Origin of the sequence: Microbispora corallina, from assembly GCF_016863035.1 — a bacterium.
Classification (GTDB): domain Bacteria; phylum Actinomycetota; class Actinomycetes; order Streptosporangiales; family Streptosporangiaceae; genus Microbispora; species Microbispora corallina.
Window position 1 is genome coordinate 1 of sequence record NZ_BOOC01000040.1, and the last position, 17,460, is coordinate 17,460.

11 protein-coding genes, 1 tRNA gene and 3 pseudogenes are annotated in these 17,460 nt (G+C 60.6%); 5 read left to right on the forward strand and 10 right to left on the reverse strand.

Going from position 1 to position 17,460, the window contains the following annotated elements; all coding sequences use genetic code 11:
* Window positions 1–3: 3 nt before the first annotated feature.
* The 4 genes from Mco01_RS32055 to Mco01_RS32070 all read right to left on the reverse strand — a co-directional run bounded on the left by Mco01_RS32055 (window position 4) and on the right by Mco01_RS32070 (window position 2,519).
* A tRNA-Ser gene (locus tag Mco01_RS32055) sits at window positions 4–111 on the reverse strand.
* Window positions 112–177: 66 nt separating this feature from the next.
* Window positions 178–528, reverse strand: a complete 351-nt coding sequence (locus Mco01_RS32060; protein ID WP_204060594.1) for a hypothetical protein — start codon at window positions 526–528, stop codon at window positions 178–180.
* A gap of 252 nt (window positions 529–780) precedes the next feature.
* Window positions 781–1,608, reverse strand: coding sequence for a hypothetical protein (locus Mco01_RS32065; RefSeq protein WP_204060595.1), 828 nt, complete (start codon window positions 1,606–1,608; stop codon window positions 781–783).
* Between the two features lie 218 nt (window positions 1,609–1,826).
* Complete coding sequence (locus Mco01_RS32070; RefSeq protein WP_204060596.1) at window positions 1,827–2,519, reverse strand: Eco29kI family restriction endonuclease; 693 nt, start codon at window positions 2,517–2,519, stop codon at window positions 1,827–1,829.
* A 1,722-nt stretch (window positions 2,520–4,241) separates the two neighbouring features.
* Between Mco01_RS32070 and Mco01_RS32075 the strand changes: the two genes are divergently transcribed.
* Genes Mco01_RS32075 through Mco01_RS32085 form a run of 3 tightly spaced genes read left to right on the forward strand, consistent with a single transcriptional unit; the run spans window position 4,242 to window position 9,963 of the window.
* Complete coding sequence (locus Mco01_RS32075) at window positions 4,242–5,174, forward strand: sigma-70 family RNA polymerase sigma factor (RefSeq protein ID WP_204060597.1); 933 nt, start codon at window positions 4,242–4,244, stop codon at window positions 5,172–5,174.
* Window positions 5,161–8,196 carry a helicase-related protein gene (locus Mco01_RS32080; protein WP_204060598.1) on the forward strand — a complete coding sequence of 1,012 codons (3,036 nt, stop codon included), beginning with the start codon at window positions 5,161–5,163 and terminating at the stop codon, window positions 8,194–8,196. Before Mco01_RS32075 ends, Mco01_RS32080 begins: the two co-directional genes overlap by 14 nt.
* Before the next feature lie 15 nt (window positions 8,197–8,211).
* Window positions 8,212–9,963 (forward strand): DUF8724 domain-containing protein, encoded by a 1,752-nt coding sequence (locus tag Mco01_RS32085; protein ID WP_204060599.1) that lies wholly within the window; start codon window positions 8,212–8,214, stop codon window positions 9,961–9,963.
* 116 nt (window positions 9,964–10,079) lie between these two features.
* Here Mco01_RS32085 and Mco01_RS40335 read toward each other — a convergent pair.
* The 3 pseudogenes from Mco01_RS40335 to Mco01_RS32095 form a co-directional block, all read right to left on the reverse strand.
* A pseudogene (locus Mco01_RS40335) lies at window positions 10,080–10,588 on the reverse strand (IS5 family transposase); the annotation flags it as partial.
* 65 nt (window positions 10,589–10,653) lie between these two features.
* Window positions 10,654–10,883, reverse strand: a pseudogene (locus tag Mco01_RS40340) (hypothetical protein); the annotation flags it as partial.
* A gap of 4 nt (window positions 10,884–10,887) precedes the next feature.
* Window positions 10,888–11,031, reverse strand: a pseudogene (locus Mco01_RS32095) (IS256 family transposase); the annotation flags it as partial.
* 214 nt (window positions 11,032–11,245) lie between these two features.
* Here Mco01_RS32095 and Mco01_RS32100 point away from each other — a divergent pair.
* Window positions 11,246–12,481 (forward strand): phosphoribosyltransferase-like protein, encoded by a 1,236-nt coding sequence (locus Mco01_RS32100; RefSeq protein WP_204060601.1) that lies wholly within the window; start codon window positions 11,246–11,248, stop codon window positions 12,479–12,481.
* A 173-nt stretch (window positions 12,482–12,654) separates the two neighbouring features.
* The gene (locus tag Mco01_RS40345; protein WP_372445002.1) at window positions 12,655–13,824 is read left to right on the forward strand and encodes a reverse transcriptase family protein; all 1,170 of its coding nucleotides are present in this window, start codon (window positions 12,655–12,657) and stop codon (window positions 13,822–13,824) included.
* 67 nt (window positions 13,825–13,891) lie between these two features.
* Here the strand turns inward: Mco01_RS40345 and Mco01_RS32110 are convergent, their stop codons facing one another.
* The 3 genes from Mco01_RS32110 to Mco01_RS32120 all read right to left on the reverse strand — a co-directional run bounded on the left by Mco01_RS32110 (window position 13,892) and on the right by Mco01_RS32120 (window position 16,883).
* Entirely contained in the window at window positions 13,892–14,530 is a 639-nt protein-coding gene (locus tag Mco01_RS32110) for an Eco29kI family restriction endonuclease (RefSeq protein ID WP_204060603.1), read from the reverse strand.
* A gap of 254 nt (window positions 14,531–14,784) precedes the next feature.
* Window positions 14,785–15,606 (reverse strand): very short patch repair endonuclease, encoded by an 822-nt coding sequence (locus Mco01_RS40095; protein ID WP_307825712.1) that lies wholly within the window; start codon window positions 15,604–15,606, stop codon window positions 14,785–14,787.
* Window positions 15,603–16,883 carry a DNA cytosine methyltransferase gene (locus Mco01_RS32120; RefSeq protein ID WP_204060604.1) on the reverse strand — a complete coding sequence of 427 codons (1,281 nt, stop codon included), beginning with the start codon at window positions 16,881–16,883 and terminating at the stop codon, window positions 15,603–15,605. Before Mco01_RS32120 ends, Mco01_RS40095 begins: the two co-directional genes overlap by 4 nt.
* Window positions 16,884–17,460: the final 577 nt, after the last annotated feature.

Genomic DNA, 17,460 nt, shown 5'->3' on the forward strand with positions numbered 1-17,460 from the left:
GAGCGGAGAGCGTGGGATTCGAACCCACGAGACCGGTCACCCGGCCTAGCGGTTTTCAAGAACACTGCGAATCACACCGCTGTGTAGCCGCTCGCCTGGGCTTACGCTTCCAACTGCCGCACAGCGATAGAAGACCATCCCGCAAATATCCCGCGCAGCCTGCATCGATCGCCCTAGCTAGTCGTCCTCGCCGAAGCCGTACTGGATGTTCTCCTGCTTGCAGGACGGGCAGACGATGTAGGCGTGTGAGTTGCTGCCATCTTCATAAGGGAGGTAGATCGTTCCACCCGAGAGCGCCGACTGACACCACCGACAGGTGCGACCGCCGCCGCTCTTGCCACGGTTCGGCGGGTCAACGACCATGCCGCCTTCATCGAAGTAGACCCGCCACCCAAGTGCAACTGTCGTTGTGGCATTCGTAACGGCCCGAAAGCTCTCCTGAGGCGGCCCACAAGTCTTCCCACAGTCGGGACACGACCGCCCCGAGTCGCCGTCGATGCTGCTCAGCAACTTGCCGAAGAAGCCCATAGTTGCCCCCTAGACGCCGCTCGTGCGGCGGTTGTCGTCCTTGTATAGGGTCTTGCCAGTTGGAGACCTACGCACCTGACCTGCATAAATATGATATGCGGGTGTAGGCACACGCACATTGGCTTCCCCGTGCCCGTTCCTCTAGGTCAAAGGCGAGTTTCCGCACCGCGTTTGCCTACCAACTACGGAAGCCAGGGTTACCGACGCCGACGTCCGCTATCACCTGTACCGGCGGTAGATCGCAATCGTGATTTAGGTTCCGCTCTCGAATCTGGTCAGGTCGGCGAGGAGAGTTGCTCGTACGGCAGGCGGCACAAGAGGCAGACCAATGGTGTAGCGGGTCGCAATGACCTTCTTCATCAGCGGCTTCCCCTTCTCGATGCTGCGCAGCGCGGCCAGCACCTCGTTAAGCCGGGTGCGCCTCAGCGCGTGAAAGCTTGGACCGACCTCGAACCAGTTGAGCTCGGCCGGTCTGAGCTGAGCCACGGACAAAGCCGACCCGGGGAGCATCTCCCAAGAGGCATTCACTACTTCATCGAGTGCGGGCTTAACCGGGGCGTTCCGGTAGATTGCAGCCGACATCGCCTGGAGCGTCCGCTGGTAGATCCCGCCCTCATAGTCGGTGCGCTTGGCCACCTCCTTGGGTAGCCAAACGATGTTCGGAATGAAGCTGTAGAGGCCCGGGATCCTGCTCGCGAGGTCAGCATGGTGAACAATTCTCCAGATGTGGGCAGCTACGAAGCCCCCTCGCAGCCGCTTGCCGTGCGCCGGCCCACCAGGCGACCGGACAGTGAGGGGGCGAATCAGCCCCTTGATCATCGTGTTGTCGTCGAGGAAATGCCCGGTTCGGCCGGGACTCGACCAGATATCGGGCTTATCGCGCTTGTTGCCGCGGCAGCCAAGATCCCGAAGCGCCCAAGGAAGCATGATCGGCCACTCGTAGTAAGCCTCCCGGGGCAACCAGACGCCCACCTTCTCTAGCAGCGGCTGTGCTGGGGCGGAATGAAGATCGTGGCCAGGAAAGTGTACGCGGAGCGTCTGTTCGAGCAGGTCTTCGCCGTGAATGACACTTACAGGCATGCCCTCGGATCCCGTCTAGAGTGGTGTGGCTCGCAAGAGCGTACTGGTATTGCTGAACCATGCTCGGCAAATCCGACGCTTTCGGGACTCTTGTAGCCCAAAGCACAGCCAAGGTCCCACTGCAGCGCTGCTGCACAGCAGGGAAGTACAGCCACGGCGCCGCGCTCACCTACCAAACTGAGGTCGATCACACATCTGGGCAGGACCCACTTCCGGTCCTAGAAAAGGCTGTCCTGTGAAAGGGCAGACGCGGGTACGGGCCGGTGCTGTACGGATGCGGCGACAGCTTGCCGCACACGCCGCTCGATTTCGCTTATGGGCTCGGAATTATCGACGAGCCTCTGCGCCCAAGCCCTTCCTGGATGGAGGGTGTCCCAGGAAGACCGGGCTTGGTTGTACCGGCCGCCGCCAGGATCATTGTTGCCGAAGCCGTCGAGGACACGGTTCCAGATCGGGGTGTAGCGCTGGAGCAGTCCGTACTCGCCTAGAGGAATCCAGATGTCCTTTACCCTTAAGTAACGAACACGGAAGTCGTGAACGTTCAGCGTGGTGAGCGCCGCCTCTATTGAGCGTGAGTGTTTCTTGATCCTGCTGAACAGGGTCTTGTCCGTGGACTCCTGAAGCCGGCCGTGCCTGCTGCCACTCGCGGCGGCCTTCCCGACGTAGATGGGGATCGCGTAAGGACCAACGCCGAGGTCTGACGGAGCACTGTCCTCGCGAGCCAGCTCTGCCAATGGCGCGTAAAGCTCGAAGTCGCCGACGTAGTAGAGCGCATACAAACCCGCACCAGGGAACTGTCTCGGCGGAAGAACCTGGACAGGTTCCCGTTCCAGCGCGTCCGCCACTCCGCGGGCGAGATTCTTCTCGTCCAATGGATTGTACGGCTCGTAGTCCTCGAAGAGGCTAGTCATGCCCGGAGGCTACGCGATCACCGGGGCATTTTGGGGCATCCGCTAGGCCGAGACAGCCGCGCGCAGGCCCGGCTCACGCCAGCGCCTTCCCGGTCGGCCGCCCGTCGCGCAGGTAACGGGCCAGCGGCGCGCCGACTTCGGCTGGCAGGGGAGCCTCGTCAACGCGGTTTCCCTTGCCCGGCCCCCGGCGCCAGGCGATGTCGTCTAGTGGCTCGTCACGCAACTCGCCGGGTAACTGGTCCAGTTTCTTTGAGCTGGCAGCGAAGTTCGGCTTGGGATGGGCGCGGGCGTTGCGCCAGCGGACGTAGGCGCATGTCGCCGCGCGTTCTGCTCATCGTGGGTGCGGTGGTCGGTGCCGTTCAGGGCGTAGTACCGCAACGCGGCGAACTCCTGATTCGACGGGTAAGGACGGCGCATTGCTGCGCCGTCCTCCCCTGAGAACCGGCCGTACCCGACGTGCCGCCAACCGGCTCAAGCAAGCCCCGAGGGCTCGCGGGCGGGCAGAAGAAGTGCCAGGTTCACGCCTCCGCCGAGTCGGCGGCAGTGCGCGTGTATGAGCTGTGGTGCGGCGTGGTCGTTCGGCGTGCAGAGTCCCCCCCGCAGTGGTGATCGCGTCTTTGCGGATCGCCTTACACGTAGCTGCGAGCCATTGTTCCCACTCGTGTGGGCTTTGCGGCTCGTGGTCGGCGTGTAGCAGTCCCCGGCCGCGCTGCTGGCGTACAAGACGCCGGGCGGTGTCCATCGGGATGTGGAGCGGCGTCGCCGCTCGGTCCAGTAGCCGGTCAGGGCCGGGTCGTCGGGGGACGCCCGTCCTGCCAACCATCCGGTGCCGGTCGATCATGAGCGCGGGGCTGATCGCTCCGCCTTTAGGGACACCCTGGCTGGTCGAAGTGAACCGGTCATCCTCGATCACGCCTGCCTTCAGCTACTACCGGACCAGTCCCCGGGCGGGGAAGGTGCCCCAGCGAGGCGAGTATGTGATCACAGCTGAGCCGGTCGAATGCCGCCTCCAGATCGGCGTCGAGCACCCACAGCCGTTTTCGAACCGGGCTTCCCACTCAGGTTCCAGCGCGTACACGATGGCTCGCCGCAGGTGACTGGCTCGCTTTCGCCATGCCCTTGCTGAGTGCCTGGCCAGGGCTAAGGGCGTATCGCCCCTGCCCTTCGGGGGTGCACTTCGGCGCGGCATCGCTTCGGTGAGGCGGCCCGCAGGCCTTCTGGCGCCGGTTGTCGATGTCTTCCATAACACCTTGCGGTGGAACCTATCAGGGACATTAATCCTCGTCAATGAATTGGACACGCGGCACAGCAAGGCGGTTCTTTGCCTAAATGCGCACAATACGGCAAGCCGCTTGACGGGTTATTGAAGGAGGCCCTACTTTTTGGAAGGCTCCACTGAGGCTTGATCGCGGCGCTTGGCTGCTAGGTCGACTCCGCGAGAAAGACCCCCCATGCTCGGAGAAACTAATGTCTGATGACGAACGTGTAGAGCGATGCGTAGAAGTACTTTTCGAGGACGTTGAACGAATCGGTCCTCTCACAAGAGCGCACGTGGTGGGAGTCGCTAGCAAGCGTCAACTTGACCCCGATGAGGTTGTGAGGGTCCTAGAGATCCTCAGCCGACAGGGGGCAATGGCTGTTGCCCCCGACGAGACTTCAGTGGTCAGTTCGGATGACCACGGGTGGACCGTACCCTCGAGCGGCGCCTATTTCGTGTCCGCGATGCCTGACCGCATGGAAAACCACGTGGTTCTCACCGCGATGGACGAGGTCGGTCTGGCTCGGCGCATACAGATGGGTCTCAACGCGGAGGAGGCGATCGCCAAGGGCGATGCTAGTGAGGCACTTCTGGAGCTGGCGGACGACGGGAAAAGGGCGAAGCAGACATTAGTCGCTCACAATATCCGACTCGCCATGAGCGTGGTAAAGCACTACGTTTCCCCGGCCACGAACCGATCTTTCGTCGGAGATATGTCGTTCGAAGACCTCCTTCAAGAAGCAAGCATCGGGCTCAACCGGGCGGCGGAGAAGTTCGACCCAAGGCTTGGATACAAATTCTCCACGTATGCGGTCTGGTGGATCAGGCAATCCGTTACTCGTGCGATCGCGAACACAAGTACAACTATTCGACTTCCAGTCTACATTTGGGACGAGTGGCGGCAGGTCGACAAGTACGCGCGCGACTTTGAGAACAGAAATGGTCGGCCCCCTACCTTGCCGGAACTGGCAGAAGGAGTAGGGAAGGATCCAGGTCATGTGCGAGCCCTGCTCGATTGGACTGCGCCAATCGTTCGGTTAGATACTCCGGTAGATGGCAGCGACGGCGAGTCGAGTACACTCGGTGAATTTCTCCTCCGGTCCAACGGAATACCAGTGGACGAAACGATCGCGAACGACATGCTTCTCAACGAGGTGCGCGACCATATCAACAAGATCGCAGCGGATTACGATCCACGATTTCTGGCGATTCTCGATGGCAGATTTGGGCGCGACAAGTCAGAGCAGATGACATTGGATGAGATCGGTAAGCAATTCGGTGTGACCCGAGAGCGAATAAGGCAGCTAGAAAAGAAGATCGTCGAACTTCTTCGCAAGGACCCGATACTGATGAGACTGGCACACGACTATCTGGAGGCCGCCAATGGATCTGCCTGAGGCATGCGAACGATTCGTGGCCTGGCTGGACAACGAGGTCGTCGCCGCCGGCCGCGGCGACAATGTCATGACCTTGGACGCGAATCCCGCGAGTATCTTCTGGTTGGGCCGCCTCGCGCCGGAGGTTGATGCCGCCAACGCGGTACGGCGCGAGCGCCGCCTGGACCCATGTGCCGTCGGGGTACGCGTACGCCCGAAAGAGGAAGGATCATGGTCATTCCACGTGCGGATCGGCGCGGTCGCATGGAGCAAGCTAGACGCCGAGAAGTGGCATAAGACCAATCCGGTAGAGGTAGTCGTCCGCGTAGATTTTCCAAGCTCTGATCCGGGCCCCTTCGGTGAAACGGTGATCGCTGAAGCCTTCGAACAGGCGGGCGCAGCGGGTCTAAGCGCCCAAGTGCGGGTCACGGACGAATCGTGGAGAGGTGCGCCTGAGCTTGTGATCGAGCTCGTCAACACCACACCGGAAAGTGTGCGGCAACGAGGCGAACGTCATCTCTACGAGGTAGAGCTCGAGATACTCGGATTGGAGACAAAACCATTCGTGTTGGAGTCCCTACCTGACAGCTTTCGCTATGACCGTCGCATGCCGGCAATCGGAATCAATTGTGGCGTATCTCAGCGCGCTAACGGCCACCTACGAATCACCGATACCATAGTTGTCGATCGTCTTCGTCCGGAATACACTTTCGATGGGACTTCACCGGAAAACCTCGATCTGAAGTTCGCCAGCCTCGGAACCGACCCCGTGCCCCACGTCGCCGACTTGGTGCGGGCATATCAAGCATGGGGAGAGCTGCACTGGTCAGATGATCACCTGGAGCACCGGTACCGCTCTGAGGGCTGGAAGCCGGAGATGTTGGAGCAGGCCCGCCGAGCAGCTAGCGAGTACCAAGAAGAGGTAAGGCGCCTGCACCGCGGGCTGCAAGCGCTCGAGAAGGACGTCCAGCTGCGCAGGGCCTTCGCGCTCATGAACACCGCTATGGCACGCGCCTCTCATGGCCGTTACGACCGTTGGCGCCCATTCCAACTGGGATTCGTCGTCTCGATCCTTCCGAGCTTCGTCGACGACGGATTGGATTGGCACTTCGTGGAGACCGTGTGGTTCGCCACCGGAGGAGGCAAGACCGAGACCTACCTCGGCCTACTCGTTCTAGCGGCCTTCTACGATCGTCTTCGGGGCAAGCTCGCTGGCATCACGGCCTGGAGTCGCTTCCCCCTGCGCATGCTCTCGCTTCAGCAGACTCAACGATTCGCCGATGCCCTAGCGGCGGCTGAGCTGGTTCGCCGAGACGCGAAGGTTCCCGGAGATCCCATCGCCCTTGGCTACTTCGTCGGCGCCCGATCAACGCCGAATGACATACCGAAGGAACCCACAGACTTCAATCCGATCGATGTCGATGACGACTCCATGCCCGCCAGATACCAGGTCCTGACGACCTGTCCGTTTTGCGGCTCCGAGGATGTGTACACCAAGTTTCACCGTGGCAACTGGACACTCCGCCACCTGTGCCGGAACGAAGAATGCCCCAGCCAAGGCCAGCCGCTACCGATCTACGTGGTGGACAAGGAGATTTATAGATTCCTGCCCACTGTAGTGATCGGCACGCTAGACAAAGCATCGCTTATAGCGATGCAGGCCAGTATGCGCGGTTTCGTGCACGGCCCCGCAGGCCTCTGTACGCGTCCAGGCCACGGATACACCTACGCGAAGCGAGGCAGCCAACCGACAGGCTGCCTAGTTCCTGACTGCCAGGCTCCAGTGGAGACCATTAGCGAGTCGGATCGCGCCCGTTTCGCCCCATCCTTCCGGCTTCAGGACGAGCTGCATCTCCTGCGTGATTCGCTCGGCGCCGTAGATTCCCACTACGAGTCACTTCTCGACTCTCTGCAGGAGCAGATGACCGGAGCCCGTCCTAAGATCATCGCATCCTCGGCTACGTTAACCGGATACGAGCGCCAGGTCGACGTCCTGTATGAGCGCGAAGGCCGGGTCTTTCCGGTGCCCGGACCATCCGCCGGTGAATCCTTTTGGAGCCGGGAGACAGACAAACTCCTCCGCAGATATGTCGCGGTCTGGCCGCGGGGGGTAACACTCGAATGGGTTTCCGACCGAACGACTACGATCGTGCAGCAATCAGTGAGGCGCCTATTGACGGAGGGACATCACGTCTGCCAGGCAGCGGGAATCGACCCCAAGTTCGCGGATCAGCTACTCAACCTCTACGGGACTAACGTCGTATACGGCAACACAGTTCGCGACGTCGAGGCCGCAAGACGCTCGATGGGGACGCAGGTCCCGGTCAGCCCCCTCAACGTCGTCTCCTTGACTGGGCAGGCTGAGTTCGACGAGGTACGAGAGGCGCTGAGCCGCCTACAACGGCCCGAGGAAAAGTTCGAAGATCGAATCCACACGGTAACAGCGTCCTCAATGATGTCTCACGGCGTAGACGTCGACCGCCTCAACATCATGACAGTGCTGGGTGTTCCGTTGACCACCGCCGAATTCATTCAGGCGACCGCCCGCGTAGGGCGAACACATCCTGGGTTGGTCTATGTCATCCACAAAATTGGCAGGGAACGCGATGCGACAGTGTTCTCGCACTTCGGCCCATTCGTCCGGCAAGGCGACCGCTTCGTCGAGCCAATCCCCGTCACGCGATCAAGCCGCAGGGTCCTTGAATTGACCACGCCGGCCGCGATCGAGGCCAGGCGACTGTTCGTCCACGAACCGAAGTCCCCCGGGCAGAGACTCACCACTGTCGACCTTCTCAGGAAATACATTAATATGACCGGAGTCGGATCAGAGGAAGAAGCTGGCGAGTGCGCCGCCGCGCTTGGGATCTCAGTATCCAATCATCTCGCCTTCAAGGACATCGTTAAGCAACTCGCTGCGTACTTCGCGCGTCTCCAGGACACCGGATTTGGTGCCAGATTCCCAAACGAGCTGTTCGAGCGCGATAGAAGACCGATGCTCTCTCTACGTGACGTTGAAGCGCAGGTACCTGTGAGCGATGACTAGGTCTGGAGAAATAGAATGAGAGACCAGCGGAGCGGCTCCCAGATTCTCTACGGATTGCTGCCAGAACAGACCGCTGACCTGAAAGGCGGCATCTGGAAGACCGTTGAATGGAAGAACCCGATCACCATCGACGTCGAGGATTCACTCGTTCGCCGGCGTCTTATAGACGAGATGCAAGGCTGGGTGAATGGAGGACTTGATCCCAGTGCCGTCAATGCGCTGTTGGCGGGCGATCACATCGAAGTCGTCAGTGTAAACCGGAATCAAGGCGTGAAGGTCGAACGTTTCCCGGAGATCTGGGTCTGCCGCCTCTGCAGACGTGTGGAGACTGGCAAGCCAAAGAAGTGTAGGGGCGGCCATGACAGATGGGAGCAGCTCCATTTTGTCGGCTACCATGAATGTGGTCGACTAGAGACTCCGTTCGTCCCACGCTGCAGAGAACACAACGATGTCAGGATGCGGCACCAGTCCAGCATGGACGCGTCTCGGATCATATTCGACTGCCCAGTATGCGAGAAGGTCATCCAGCGGGGTCTGGGTAATCGCACATGCCCATGTGGGAGAGCCTATTCAGAGCACAAGAACGCGAAGCTGCTGACCTTTAACGTGCACCGCGCTGCGGTCGTCTACTCTCCACAGACCTTCATGCTGATAAATCCGCCAAGCCGCGAGAAAATGCGGAGAATTACGGAGTCCGGTGGCCCTCGTCGCGCGCTGACATGGGCGCTGGGAGGTTTCGTTGGTTCTCCCGAAATGCTGCGACCAACAGAATCGTCAATCGTCGATGATCTAGAGGCGAAGGGCATTCCACGGGAACTAGCCGAAAAGATGGCGGCGCTCGCTAGCTCGGAAGGTCACCTAGCGCCCGAAGAAGATATCGGGGAGTTGGCTCAGGCGTCGGGTCCCATGATAGAGGCGGCTCAGCGCGAAGCTGTGGATATCGCTCTCGCGACGAGTGACTCACACACACGAATTTCTGACCTAATAACTCCAGAGACACCAGAGAAGACGCGTCTCTTGTTCAGCGGCGACTATCCTGTGGCGGTTCAGAGAGCCGGTCTCGCGGCGGTTGATCTGGTGGATAGGTTCCCCGTCCTCAAGGCCGTTTATGGGTTCACGCGAGGCGGTATGGTCCCAGGTTCGGCGCGGCTCAGTCGGTTCCACGGAAAGGGCGGAGGCTATCGAGTCTATGCGGATTTGCAGCAGGCCGAGGCTCTCATGTTTCGCCTCGATCCGACGGAGGTCTACGAATGGTTGCGATACCGCGGGCATGCCTTGCCGACGGTTCACAACGAGCGAGAAACACGTGCGACGATCGCGGCGCGTGCGGGCATTCCGAGCCGGTTCGATGAGCCCACAGATAAGGCTTCGATTGGGCAAGACCTGCTCACGCTCACCCACTCATACGCTCACCGGGTCGTTAGGCAGCTCGCGGTTTTCGCCGGAGTGGACCGTGAAGGGCTCGGCGAGTACCTGGTGCCGAGGCACTGTACGTTCTTCGTGTTCGCGGCGACACGCGGGGACTTCGTACTAGGCGGCCTGCAAGCGGTATTCGAAAATGATCTTCATAGCTTCCTGTCAGCGGTGGTGACGGCGGAGTCCCGGTGCCCTCTGGACCCGGCTTGTAGCCGAAATAACGGTGCCTGTCATGCGTGTATGCATCTAGGTGAGCCAGTCTGTGACCATTTCAATCGCTATCTCGATCGTAAGGTCCTCTTCGGCCCAGATGGATTCCTCGCCGCTCAGCGCCTCAGAAGCGCGAGCTGAGGAAATGCACAGCTATGCCTAGCCTCGATCTTTCGCGCGCCCAGCAGGATAGGAGGTGACGCCGTGACATAGTGGCGGATCCTTATGTTCGTAAGCTTGTCGTCGCCTGCCGGTGGAAGTTCTTTGATCCAGATCATCGCGGCGCGGAGGTGGAGGCCGGCGAGGTAGCTCGCAGGGGCCTTGTCGGAGCGGGTGGTGATGCCTAGCCAGGCCTTCCGCTTGTTGATCAGGCGCTCGACGGTGTTCCGCTCCTTGTAGAGGCCGGCGTCGTGGCTGACGGGCCGGCCGCCCTTGGTGCCTTTCTTCTTCCGGTTGGCGGCCTGGTCCCTCTTTTCCGGGATGACTACCTTGATGCGACGTCTCCGTAGGTAGGCGCGGTTGCCGCAGGAGGAGTAGGCCTGTCGCCGGCGACCGCGCCGGGCCGGGTGCGGGGACGGCCGACGGGTCCCCGGACGCGTACTTTCTTCAGCGCGGGGATGAACTGCGGGCTGTCTGCAGCCTGTCCTGCGGTCAAGACGAACGCCAGCAGGCGGCACTTGCGGTCGGCGGTAAGGTGGATCTTGCTGGTCTGCCCGCCCCTGGAGCGTTCGAGCAGGGCAGCTTTCAGCCGGAGCCCACGCCGACGCCCGGTACGTCGCCGTTGTCCTGCTTCGGGGTCGTTTGCGGCTTGTGCTCCTGCTGTCCTTCCGGGTCGCCCCCTTTTGCCGGGCCGTCTCCTCCTCGGCGGCCTTCTCCAGCGCAGCGACAAGGTCGCTGCCCAGGTCCATCCCGGCGACATCGTGATGCGCCCGGGCGGTGGTGGAGTCCACGCTGACCAGGGACAAGTCCACCTCCCCGCGTTGGACGGCTTCCGCGATCACCCGCTCCAGCAGGGCTTCGAAGATGTCGGCATCCCTCCACTGCCGGAAACGGTTATGGACCGGTCGGCCAGGCGCCGATCATCGCGGTCGCCTCCGCCTCGATGAGCGCCTGCAGCATGCCTTGCAGCGCGTGGCGGATGACGACGTCGGCGTCGGCGGCTTTCAAAGACTCCAACAGGTCGAGCAGGGCAGACTGGTCCAGAGCCATCGTGTGGTGTCCTTCGCGAGAACCTTTGATCGGGAGCTCGCTGACCGTCACACGATGGCTCGCCCATGTCCGGGGCTTGCGTCAACAGTTTGGAGTTACACGTTGCACGAAGCCATCGTACGGCGCTGCGCCTTCGTACTGCTGGCCCCTGACTGTCGCTCCGCCTCGCTCCTACCGTGCCCGCGCAGGGACAGAAAGCTCGGTACCCTGGCGTATGGCCAACGTTCGACCAAGCGAAAGCGACCAAGGGCGTCTATGGTTGACTAACTTTGTCGCTGATGACGTGCCCGTCGCCGCGATGCTACTCGATAGCCTGACGATTTTATCGGAAGACGTTTTTCGGTCTGGGCTAGTCAGGCTGGCAACAGACGTTATCCAACAAAAAATGGATTTGGGACCCGTCGCTCTCTACCCCGTCCGGCCGGCACCGATCAGAACGGAGAGCGATGTAACGAATGAGCACGTAGAGCCGGCCATAGACCAGTCGATCGCGCCCGGCGCAGGGAGCGAGCTCATAATCGCCAACATCATAACAGAATTAACGAAGACGCTAGGTGCCAGCAATGCCCTTATGGCTAACCCCAACCTTGAGACCATGCGCTCTTATAAATACCGGAATGTGATCTTGTTGGACGACTATTCGGGCACCGGACGTAGCGTACTGTCGTACCTCGATCGCTGGATGAGCAACAGGACCATCCGCAGCTGGCATTCCTATGGATGGTTGAAATTCAACCTAGTCACGTATGCCTGGTCGCCTCGCGCGGCCCGTGCTCTGCACGGGCATCCCCTCCTTAAGGATGTACCGCACGCTGTCGCCTATGGATTCGACTTTGACAGCGCGCCCTGGAGTGAGAAAGAGCGGGCGCGTGTACGCAAGCTCTGCATCGACTATGCCATCAACAAAAACATGGCCCTTGGCTATAAACGCAGCGAGGGCACTTTAGCAATGGTGCATACTGTACCCAACAATCTTCCTCACATCTTATTCAATGGCAAGCGCTGGGACGGCAAGCGATGGCAAGGCTTCTTCCCGTCCGGGTACAGAAGGCTCTCTCCTGAACAACAGACGGAAATCGCTGGATATGAACCTTTGCCACCGAACTTCGAAGTCTTGGCGAGTACCGTTGGAGGAGCCCGGCTCGCTCAGGGCAAGATCGCAGATCTGCCGCGAATGCAGCCGTTGACGCTCGTCATGTTGGCGCTTCGCGATGGAGTACGCAACGCTGACCGCCTCTACCAGCAGCTTGCGCTTTCGTCCTTCGAAGTAACCAGACTTCTTCAAGTCGCCCTGAGACTGGGCTTCATAGACGAGCAGCTGCATCTTACCGACCGAGGCCATGCGGAACTACGACATGCTCAAACGCGCCCTCGCCGGGTCAATCTAGAACTTCAAGGTAGCGACGAGCCGTACTATCCTGGCTCGCTGAGGGGGGTCAGTGGCATCTAGATCTGGTCGAAGCCGTTGGCTTCGACACAAGGACGACGAGTCCGTTGCCGGTACCGTGGGTGCCGGCGGTGGTCAAGCGTGCGCTCGCGGCTGGAACCCGGGACGTGGCGCTTGTCCTCGGTGTCTCGGGCGTCACGCCCCGCGTACCCTGCCGGGTAGCCATTCGAAGGTAGATGAACGCTGACTCCCCTCACCTGTACCGGCTGCGCGGCGCGATACAGGGGCGGGACCAATACACGCTGCGGGCCGCCATTCAGCAGGCGGCTCGAGTGGAGGCTCGCGGTCTAGCTGCGGTATTAACCCTACGACATCTAGCGCACCGCACCGGAGCTCCATACACTTATCTACGCGAAATCGTTTCGCGCAGACGAGATGCATACCATGTATTCCAAATCCGGCGGCGCAGCGGGCGGACACCTAGGGTAATCTCTTCACCAGACCCCACGCTTATGCATGTCCAGCGATGGATGCTTGCTCATATTCTTAACCATGCGCCCGTCCATCCTGCGGCTTATGCCTATCGCCGACGCCTCTCAATCAGTCATTGCGCCGCCCGGCACTTAGGCGCAAATTGGCTAATCAAGCTCGATTTGCACAACTTCTTTCACAGCATCGACGAGCGGCAGGTATACGCGGTCTTCCTTCGACTTGGATACGCATCCCTTCCCTCATTTGAGATGGCTAGACTCTGCACTAGACAGGCAACACCAGAATTTCCAAATTTGGGCAGATTTCAGCCAAGGCCACACCGAGAACGTATTATCTCCGACTACACGACAACGATGTTGGGCTATCTTCCGCAGGGAGCGCCGACTAGCGGCGCCCTCGCCAACATCGTCGCAGAACCGATCGATGAGCGGCTGAACGCTATCGCCGATGAGCACGATCTCGTATACACAAGATACGCCGACGACATAACGTTTTCCGGGCTTAGTCCGTTCGATCGCCGCCATGCGGCGCGCATAGTTCGGCTAGCACGAACAGCAGTGCACACCACAGGCTTTGAGGTGCACGATAGAAAGACGCACATCGTTCCACCCGGAGCACGTCGAATCGTTCTCGGCCTCCTTGTCGATGGCGAACGTCTCCGATTGCCACGCGATACACGCGCGCGAATCGACGCCCACATTTATGGTGCCGAGCGTTTCGGCTTAGCCAACCATCAGACAACAAGAGGATTTGCATCTTTGCTCGGCCTCATTCGTTATGTCGATGGTCTACTTGCCTTCGCACATGACATCGATTCACAGTGGGCGTCGCCGCGGTGGCAACGATGGCGTGAGGTCATCATCGCCCAGGCTCCGGACATGGCTCCCTTCAGGTCTGTCGCCGCCCACAGATAGCTACGGCAACCGATCGATAGAGGCCTGCTCAGCACGGCTCAGGCGGCACGACGAAAATTCCCCACCCTCACTCTCTCCAGGGAGCCTCGTCGTAATGGCTTATCTGAACTGCGATATGCTCCTCAACGGCTTCGATGAGTTCCTGCCGATCATACCGCTCGTCCCCGTATGTGCGGCTACGGCCCTGATGAACGGTATCCCATTTCGTCCGCGCACTCCTACGCGTCGATGAACCCTGCTCGTTGCTACCAAAACCAGGGAGAACTGCATTCCATACAGGCAGATAGTTGACTCGAAGCGCGTTCTCTCCAAGATTTGCATGGACGTCCGGAAGTCGAAGAAGGCGGACTCCGAATTCCTCGATCGGAAGTCCTCCCTCGATGATGGACCTCTTGTGACCGCTGATCCTTTTCCATAAACGGTCCGGCGTCCGCGCACCTCTCCCCGTCGCGCTATTATGGGATTCAGCCTGACCCACATAGATGGGGATCTTATAGGGAACCAGCGGTTCGTATAATCCAACCGAGGCTCCTCTATAATAGATCGCATAGAGACCCGACCCGTTGAAGCGGGGAATTTCTGGCTCGAACATAACCAATGGCTGACGTTCCAACTCCCGGCAGATCGCCCAGGAGACGTGATCAGTCGACATCGGGTCAAAGAACTCGGGGAGGTAGCCGCCCGCCGACACGAAGAGCTCATCCATGACCAGGAGAATAGTGTCTCCCGCAGGCAATTTGGACACCGTGCGCCGCAGACGCTTGACGAGGACAGGGCCTCGGGCTGCGGGCATCGACAAAAAGCCCATTGAGGGGCATACCAGTAGCGATTTCGTGACGACGTCGCTAGGTGTGGTTCCCGAGGACATCAACCAGCGTCACAGCCTGCGCCCCTAGCATGCATCGGGCCGCGACGCCCCTCCATCCCCTCACGGGGGATCACCAATGGTGGCATCGCCGGTCATCGCAGTTGCCCTGCAGACTCGGCCGCATCCGTCACAGAAGACTGATTTGAACGATTTCGTACGGTCTGAGCGATATGTTCCGCAGCTTCGGCTGTATCTTCGTGTTCCCAGACCCTGATCACAAGCCAGCCAGCCCTTGCCAGTTTCGCGTCAGTGTCTCGATCCCTAGCCTGATTCTTCGAGATCTTGTCACTCCAGAACTTCTCATTTTGTCGAGCCGGCCTGTAGTGCTCGGAGCATCCGTGCCAGTAGCAGCCATCGACGAAAACTGCGACCTTGGCCTTCACGAAGACGAGGTCCGCCCGTCGGCGGAGTTCTGTGATCGGTGGGCTGTCTACGCGATAGCGGAGCCCAAGACTGTGGATGGCAGAGCGAAGGGCAAGCTCAGGCTTCGAGTCCCTCCCACGGTTGGCCTTCATGATCGTTCGAACGGCGGGTGAGCTGGCCCAAGAGTCCTCCACAGCCTGGGGAGTCAGTAGGAGCTGTTGTTCAAACGCCATCTGCCAGGCCACCGCGAGATTGCGCGCCCTGGTCGTCTCGGAGACCTCCCCGAGGTATACCTCGGTCGTCTTCCCGCAGTTGGACCAACGTAGATAGGCGCGGATACGCCGAGTATTGGGGAGGACTTTGAGCTCGACCGAGGCGCGAGCGGTCCGGCCATCGCCGAGATCAACGAGACGACGGTCATGGCCGCCGGCGGCACGGTCCTGTTCGGCGGTGCGGGCGAGACGATTGAGGCCAGGTCGTCCTTTCCAAGCTCGTGCTGGCGGTGGCTTATCTTTCCACCGTCCGCGCTGGTCATCGGCCGCTGCTGTCATCGCGACCGCTCAGCCTCACCGAGGACCGTGGCTACCGCGTCAGCGAAGACCTTGCCGAGTAGGACAGGTACCGCGTTTCCAAGTTGCCGCATCTTCTCACCACGAGGGCCCGACAGCTTCCAGTCATCAGGGAAGGTCATGACGCGGGCTGTCTCGCGGACGGTCATATAACGATGACTGCCGTTATCCAGCAGCATCACGGACTCGCCGCCGGGCACGCCATGAACACCGGCCTTGACCGTCTTCGCCGGACGATCAAGCTCGTTGGGCGTATGCCCCGGATAGATTCGGGCATCCGGCCAACCGATGTGGTCGGTGAACCCGCCGAGCTTATATTCCTTTCGATCAAGGCGCTCGACCGGAGGCAAGGGCGGTTGCCCGTCGATTCCCTTGATCGCGTCTCGGAGAGTGCGCCATGGAAGCGGGCGCTCGCCTGCGGACTGAACGGGCGGCCGCTGCGAAATGCCGGCCATGACTCTCTCCCGGACCTCCTTAGGCACCTCAGGGTGCCTATCCCAGTAAGCGCCGCTGACCATATCCTCGTGAAGGCTGGCCTCGGAGTAACGAGGCCTAACTAGTTCCTGAAATCTTTCCCAATCGATTCCGAGGTCGCGCCGGAAAGCGACCATGATTACCCGGTTCCTGATCTGCGGAACGCCATAGTCTGCCGCGTTGACCGCGAAGTGCATGACGTCGTAGCGCTGGCGAGGCTCAACGTTGGCTGTCTCCAGCATGTGTCGAAGGACCTCGTCGTGTTCTCTCCACGTACTGCCCTCCTGCCGCTCCTCGAATGGCAGTGAGAGTTCCCGCTTGATGTAATCAAAGTACGGCTTGAATGAAGCCCGCAATAGTCCGCGAACATTCTCACAGATGACGGCCTTGGGCTCCATCTCTCGAATGGCACGAAACATGTGCGGGAACCCGTTACGGTCATCCTCATCGCCCTTGGCTACACCGCCGAGGCTGAATGGCTGACATGGGGGGCCACCCGCAAGGAGATCGACACTCCCCTTGAGGTACTCGAAGTCCACCTTCCTGACGTCGCCCTCTATCAGTGGGGTGGGCTCTCCCGGCTTCGGGACCGGAGGATGGTCTCCGTCCACCTCGTATCTGACAGCCCCGTTGGCTACGAGCGTCTCGGAAGCCCTCTTCGCGAACTCGTTGAACAGGAGTGGCCGAAAACCAGCACGCTCGACGGCCATGGCCAGGCCACCGCCCCCAGCGAACAGTTCGACGCTGGTCCTGTCCGTCAGGGCGGGTTTCAACTGTTCAACCATGGGAGAAGCGTACCGCGGAGTTAATGATCTTGCAGCTCATGCGTAAAGGATTCTTCGAACTCTTGAGCAACTGCGTCTATCACTCGGAATCCATTGGGACAGGCTGAGGCATCACTACGCACCTGTAAGCCCGGCCGCGCCTGGCTCTGCTTCTGGGCGGTCCTCTCCTCGTCGGGCAGGCGTAGCCATGCCGGGCCGGACGCCTGGGGTCAAGCCGTCGTTCGCGTGTACATGCCTCCCGGTGACCTTCCGCGCCTACTGGTTGCCCTGGCCGCACTCGACGGCTTGACCTTGGGCGGCCGGTCTGGCGTCCCTTGGGGTGGCTGGCGAGGAGATGACCGCCTTCCACCCGCACCGTCCCGGCTCATCTCCGAGGAGGGCCGGGGGTGCAGGGGGCGGAGCCCCTTGCGGCTCGTCCCTCCGGATCGCCTCGGCGAGTTGGACCGTGTCGTCCTGGTCGTGCACAGGCCATGGGGACTTCGTTCGTCTGGAGGTGTCTGCTCTCGGTAGCTGGGAGCGCGCGGGTGGCGCCGGCCGGGACCGGCCGAAGAGCCGCAGCCCGACCGGCTGGCCGACC

Excerpts from the sequence above, each read along its gene's own strand:
- Mco01_RS32060 (WP_204060594.1), bottom strand. The coding sequence starts at position 528 with ATGGGCTTCTTCGGCAAGTTGCTGAGCAGCATCGACGGCGACTCGGGG.
- Mco01_RS32065 (WP_204060595.1), bottom strand. The coding sequence starts at position 1,608 with ATGCCTGTAAGTGTCATTCACGGCGAAGACCTGCTCGAACAGACGCTC.
- Mco01_RS32070 (WP_204060596.1), bottom strand. The coding sequence starts at position 2,519 with ATGACTAGCCTCTTCGAGGACTACGAGCCGTACAATCCATTGGACGAG.
- Mco01_RS32075 (WP_204060597.1), top strand. The coding sequence starts at position 4,242 with ATGCCTGACCGCATGGAAAACCACGTGGTTCTCACCGCGATGGACGAG.
- Mco01_RS32080 (WP_204060598.1), top strand. The coding sequence starts at position 5,161 with ATGGATCTGCCTGAGGCATGCGAACGATTCGTGGCCTGGCTGGACAAC.
- Mco01_RS32085 (WP_204060599.1), top strand. The coding sequence starts at position 8,212 with ATGAGAGACCAGCGGAGCGGCTCCCAGATTCTCTACGGATTGCTGCCA.
- Mco01_RS32100 (WP_204060601.1), top strand. The coding sequence starts at position 11,246 with ATGGCCAACGTTCGACCAAGCGAAAGCGACCAAGGGCGTCTATGGTTG.
- Mco01_RS40345 (WP_372445002.1), top strand. The coding sequence starts at position 12,655 with ATGAACGCTGACTCCCCTCACCTGTACCGGCTGCGCGGCGCGATACAG.
- Mco01_RS32110 (WP_204060603.1), bottom strand. The coding sequence starts at position 14,530 with ATGGATGAGCTCTTCGTGTCGGCGGGCGGCTACCTCCCCGAGTTCTTT.
- Mco01_RS40095 (WP_307825712.1), bottom strand. The coding sequence starts at position 15,606 with ATGACAGCAGCGGCCGATGACCAGCGCGGACGGTGGAAAGATAAGCCA.
- Mco01_RS32120 (WP_204060604.1), bottom strand. The coding sequence starts at position 16,883 with ATGGTTGAACAGTTGAAACCCGCCCTGACGGACAGGACCAGCGTCGAA.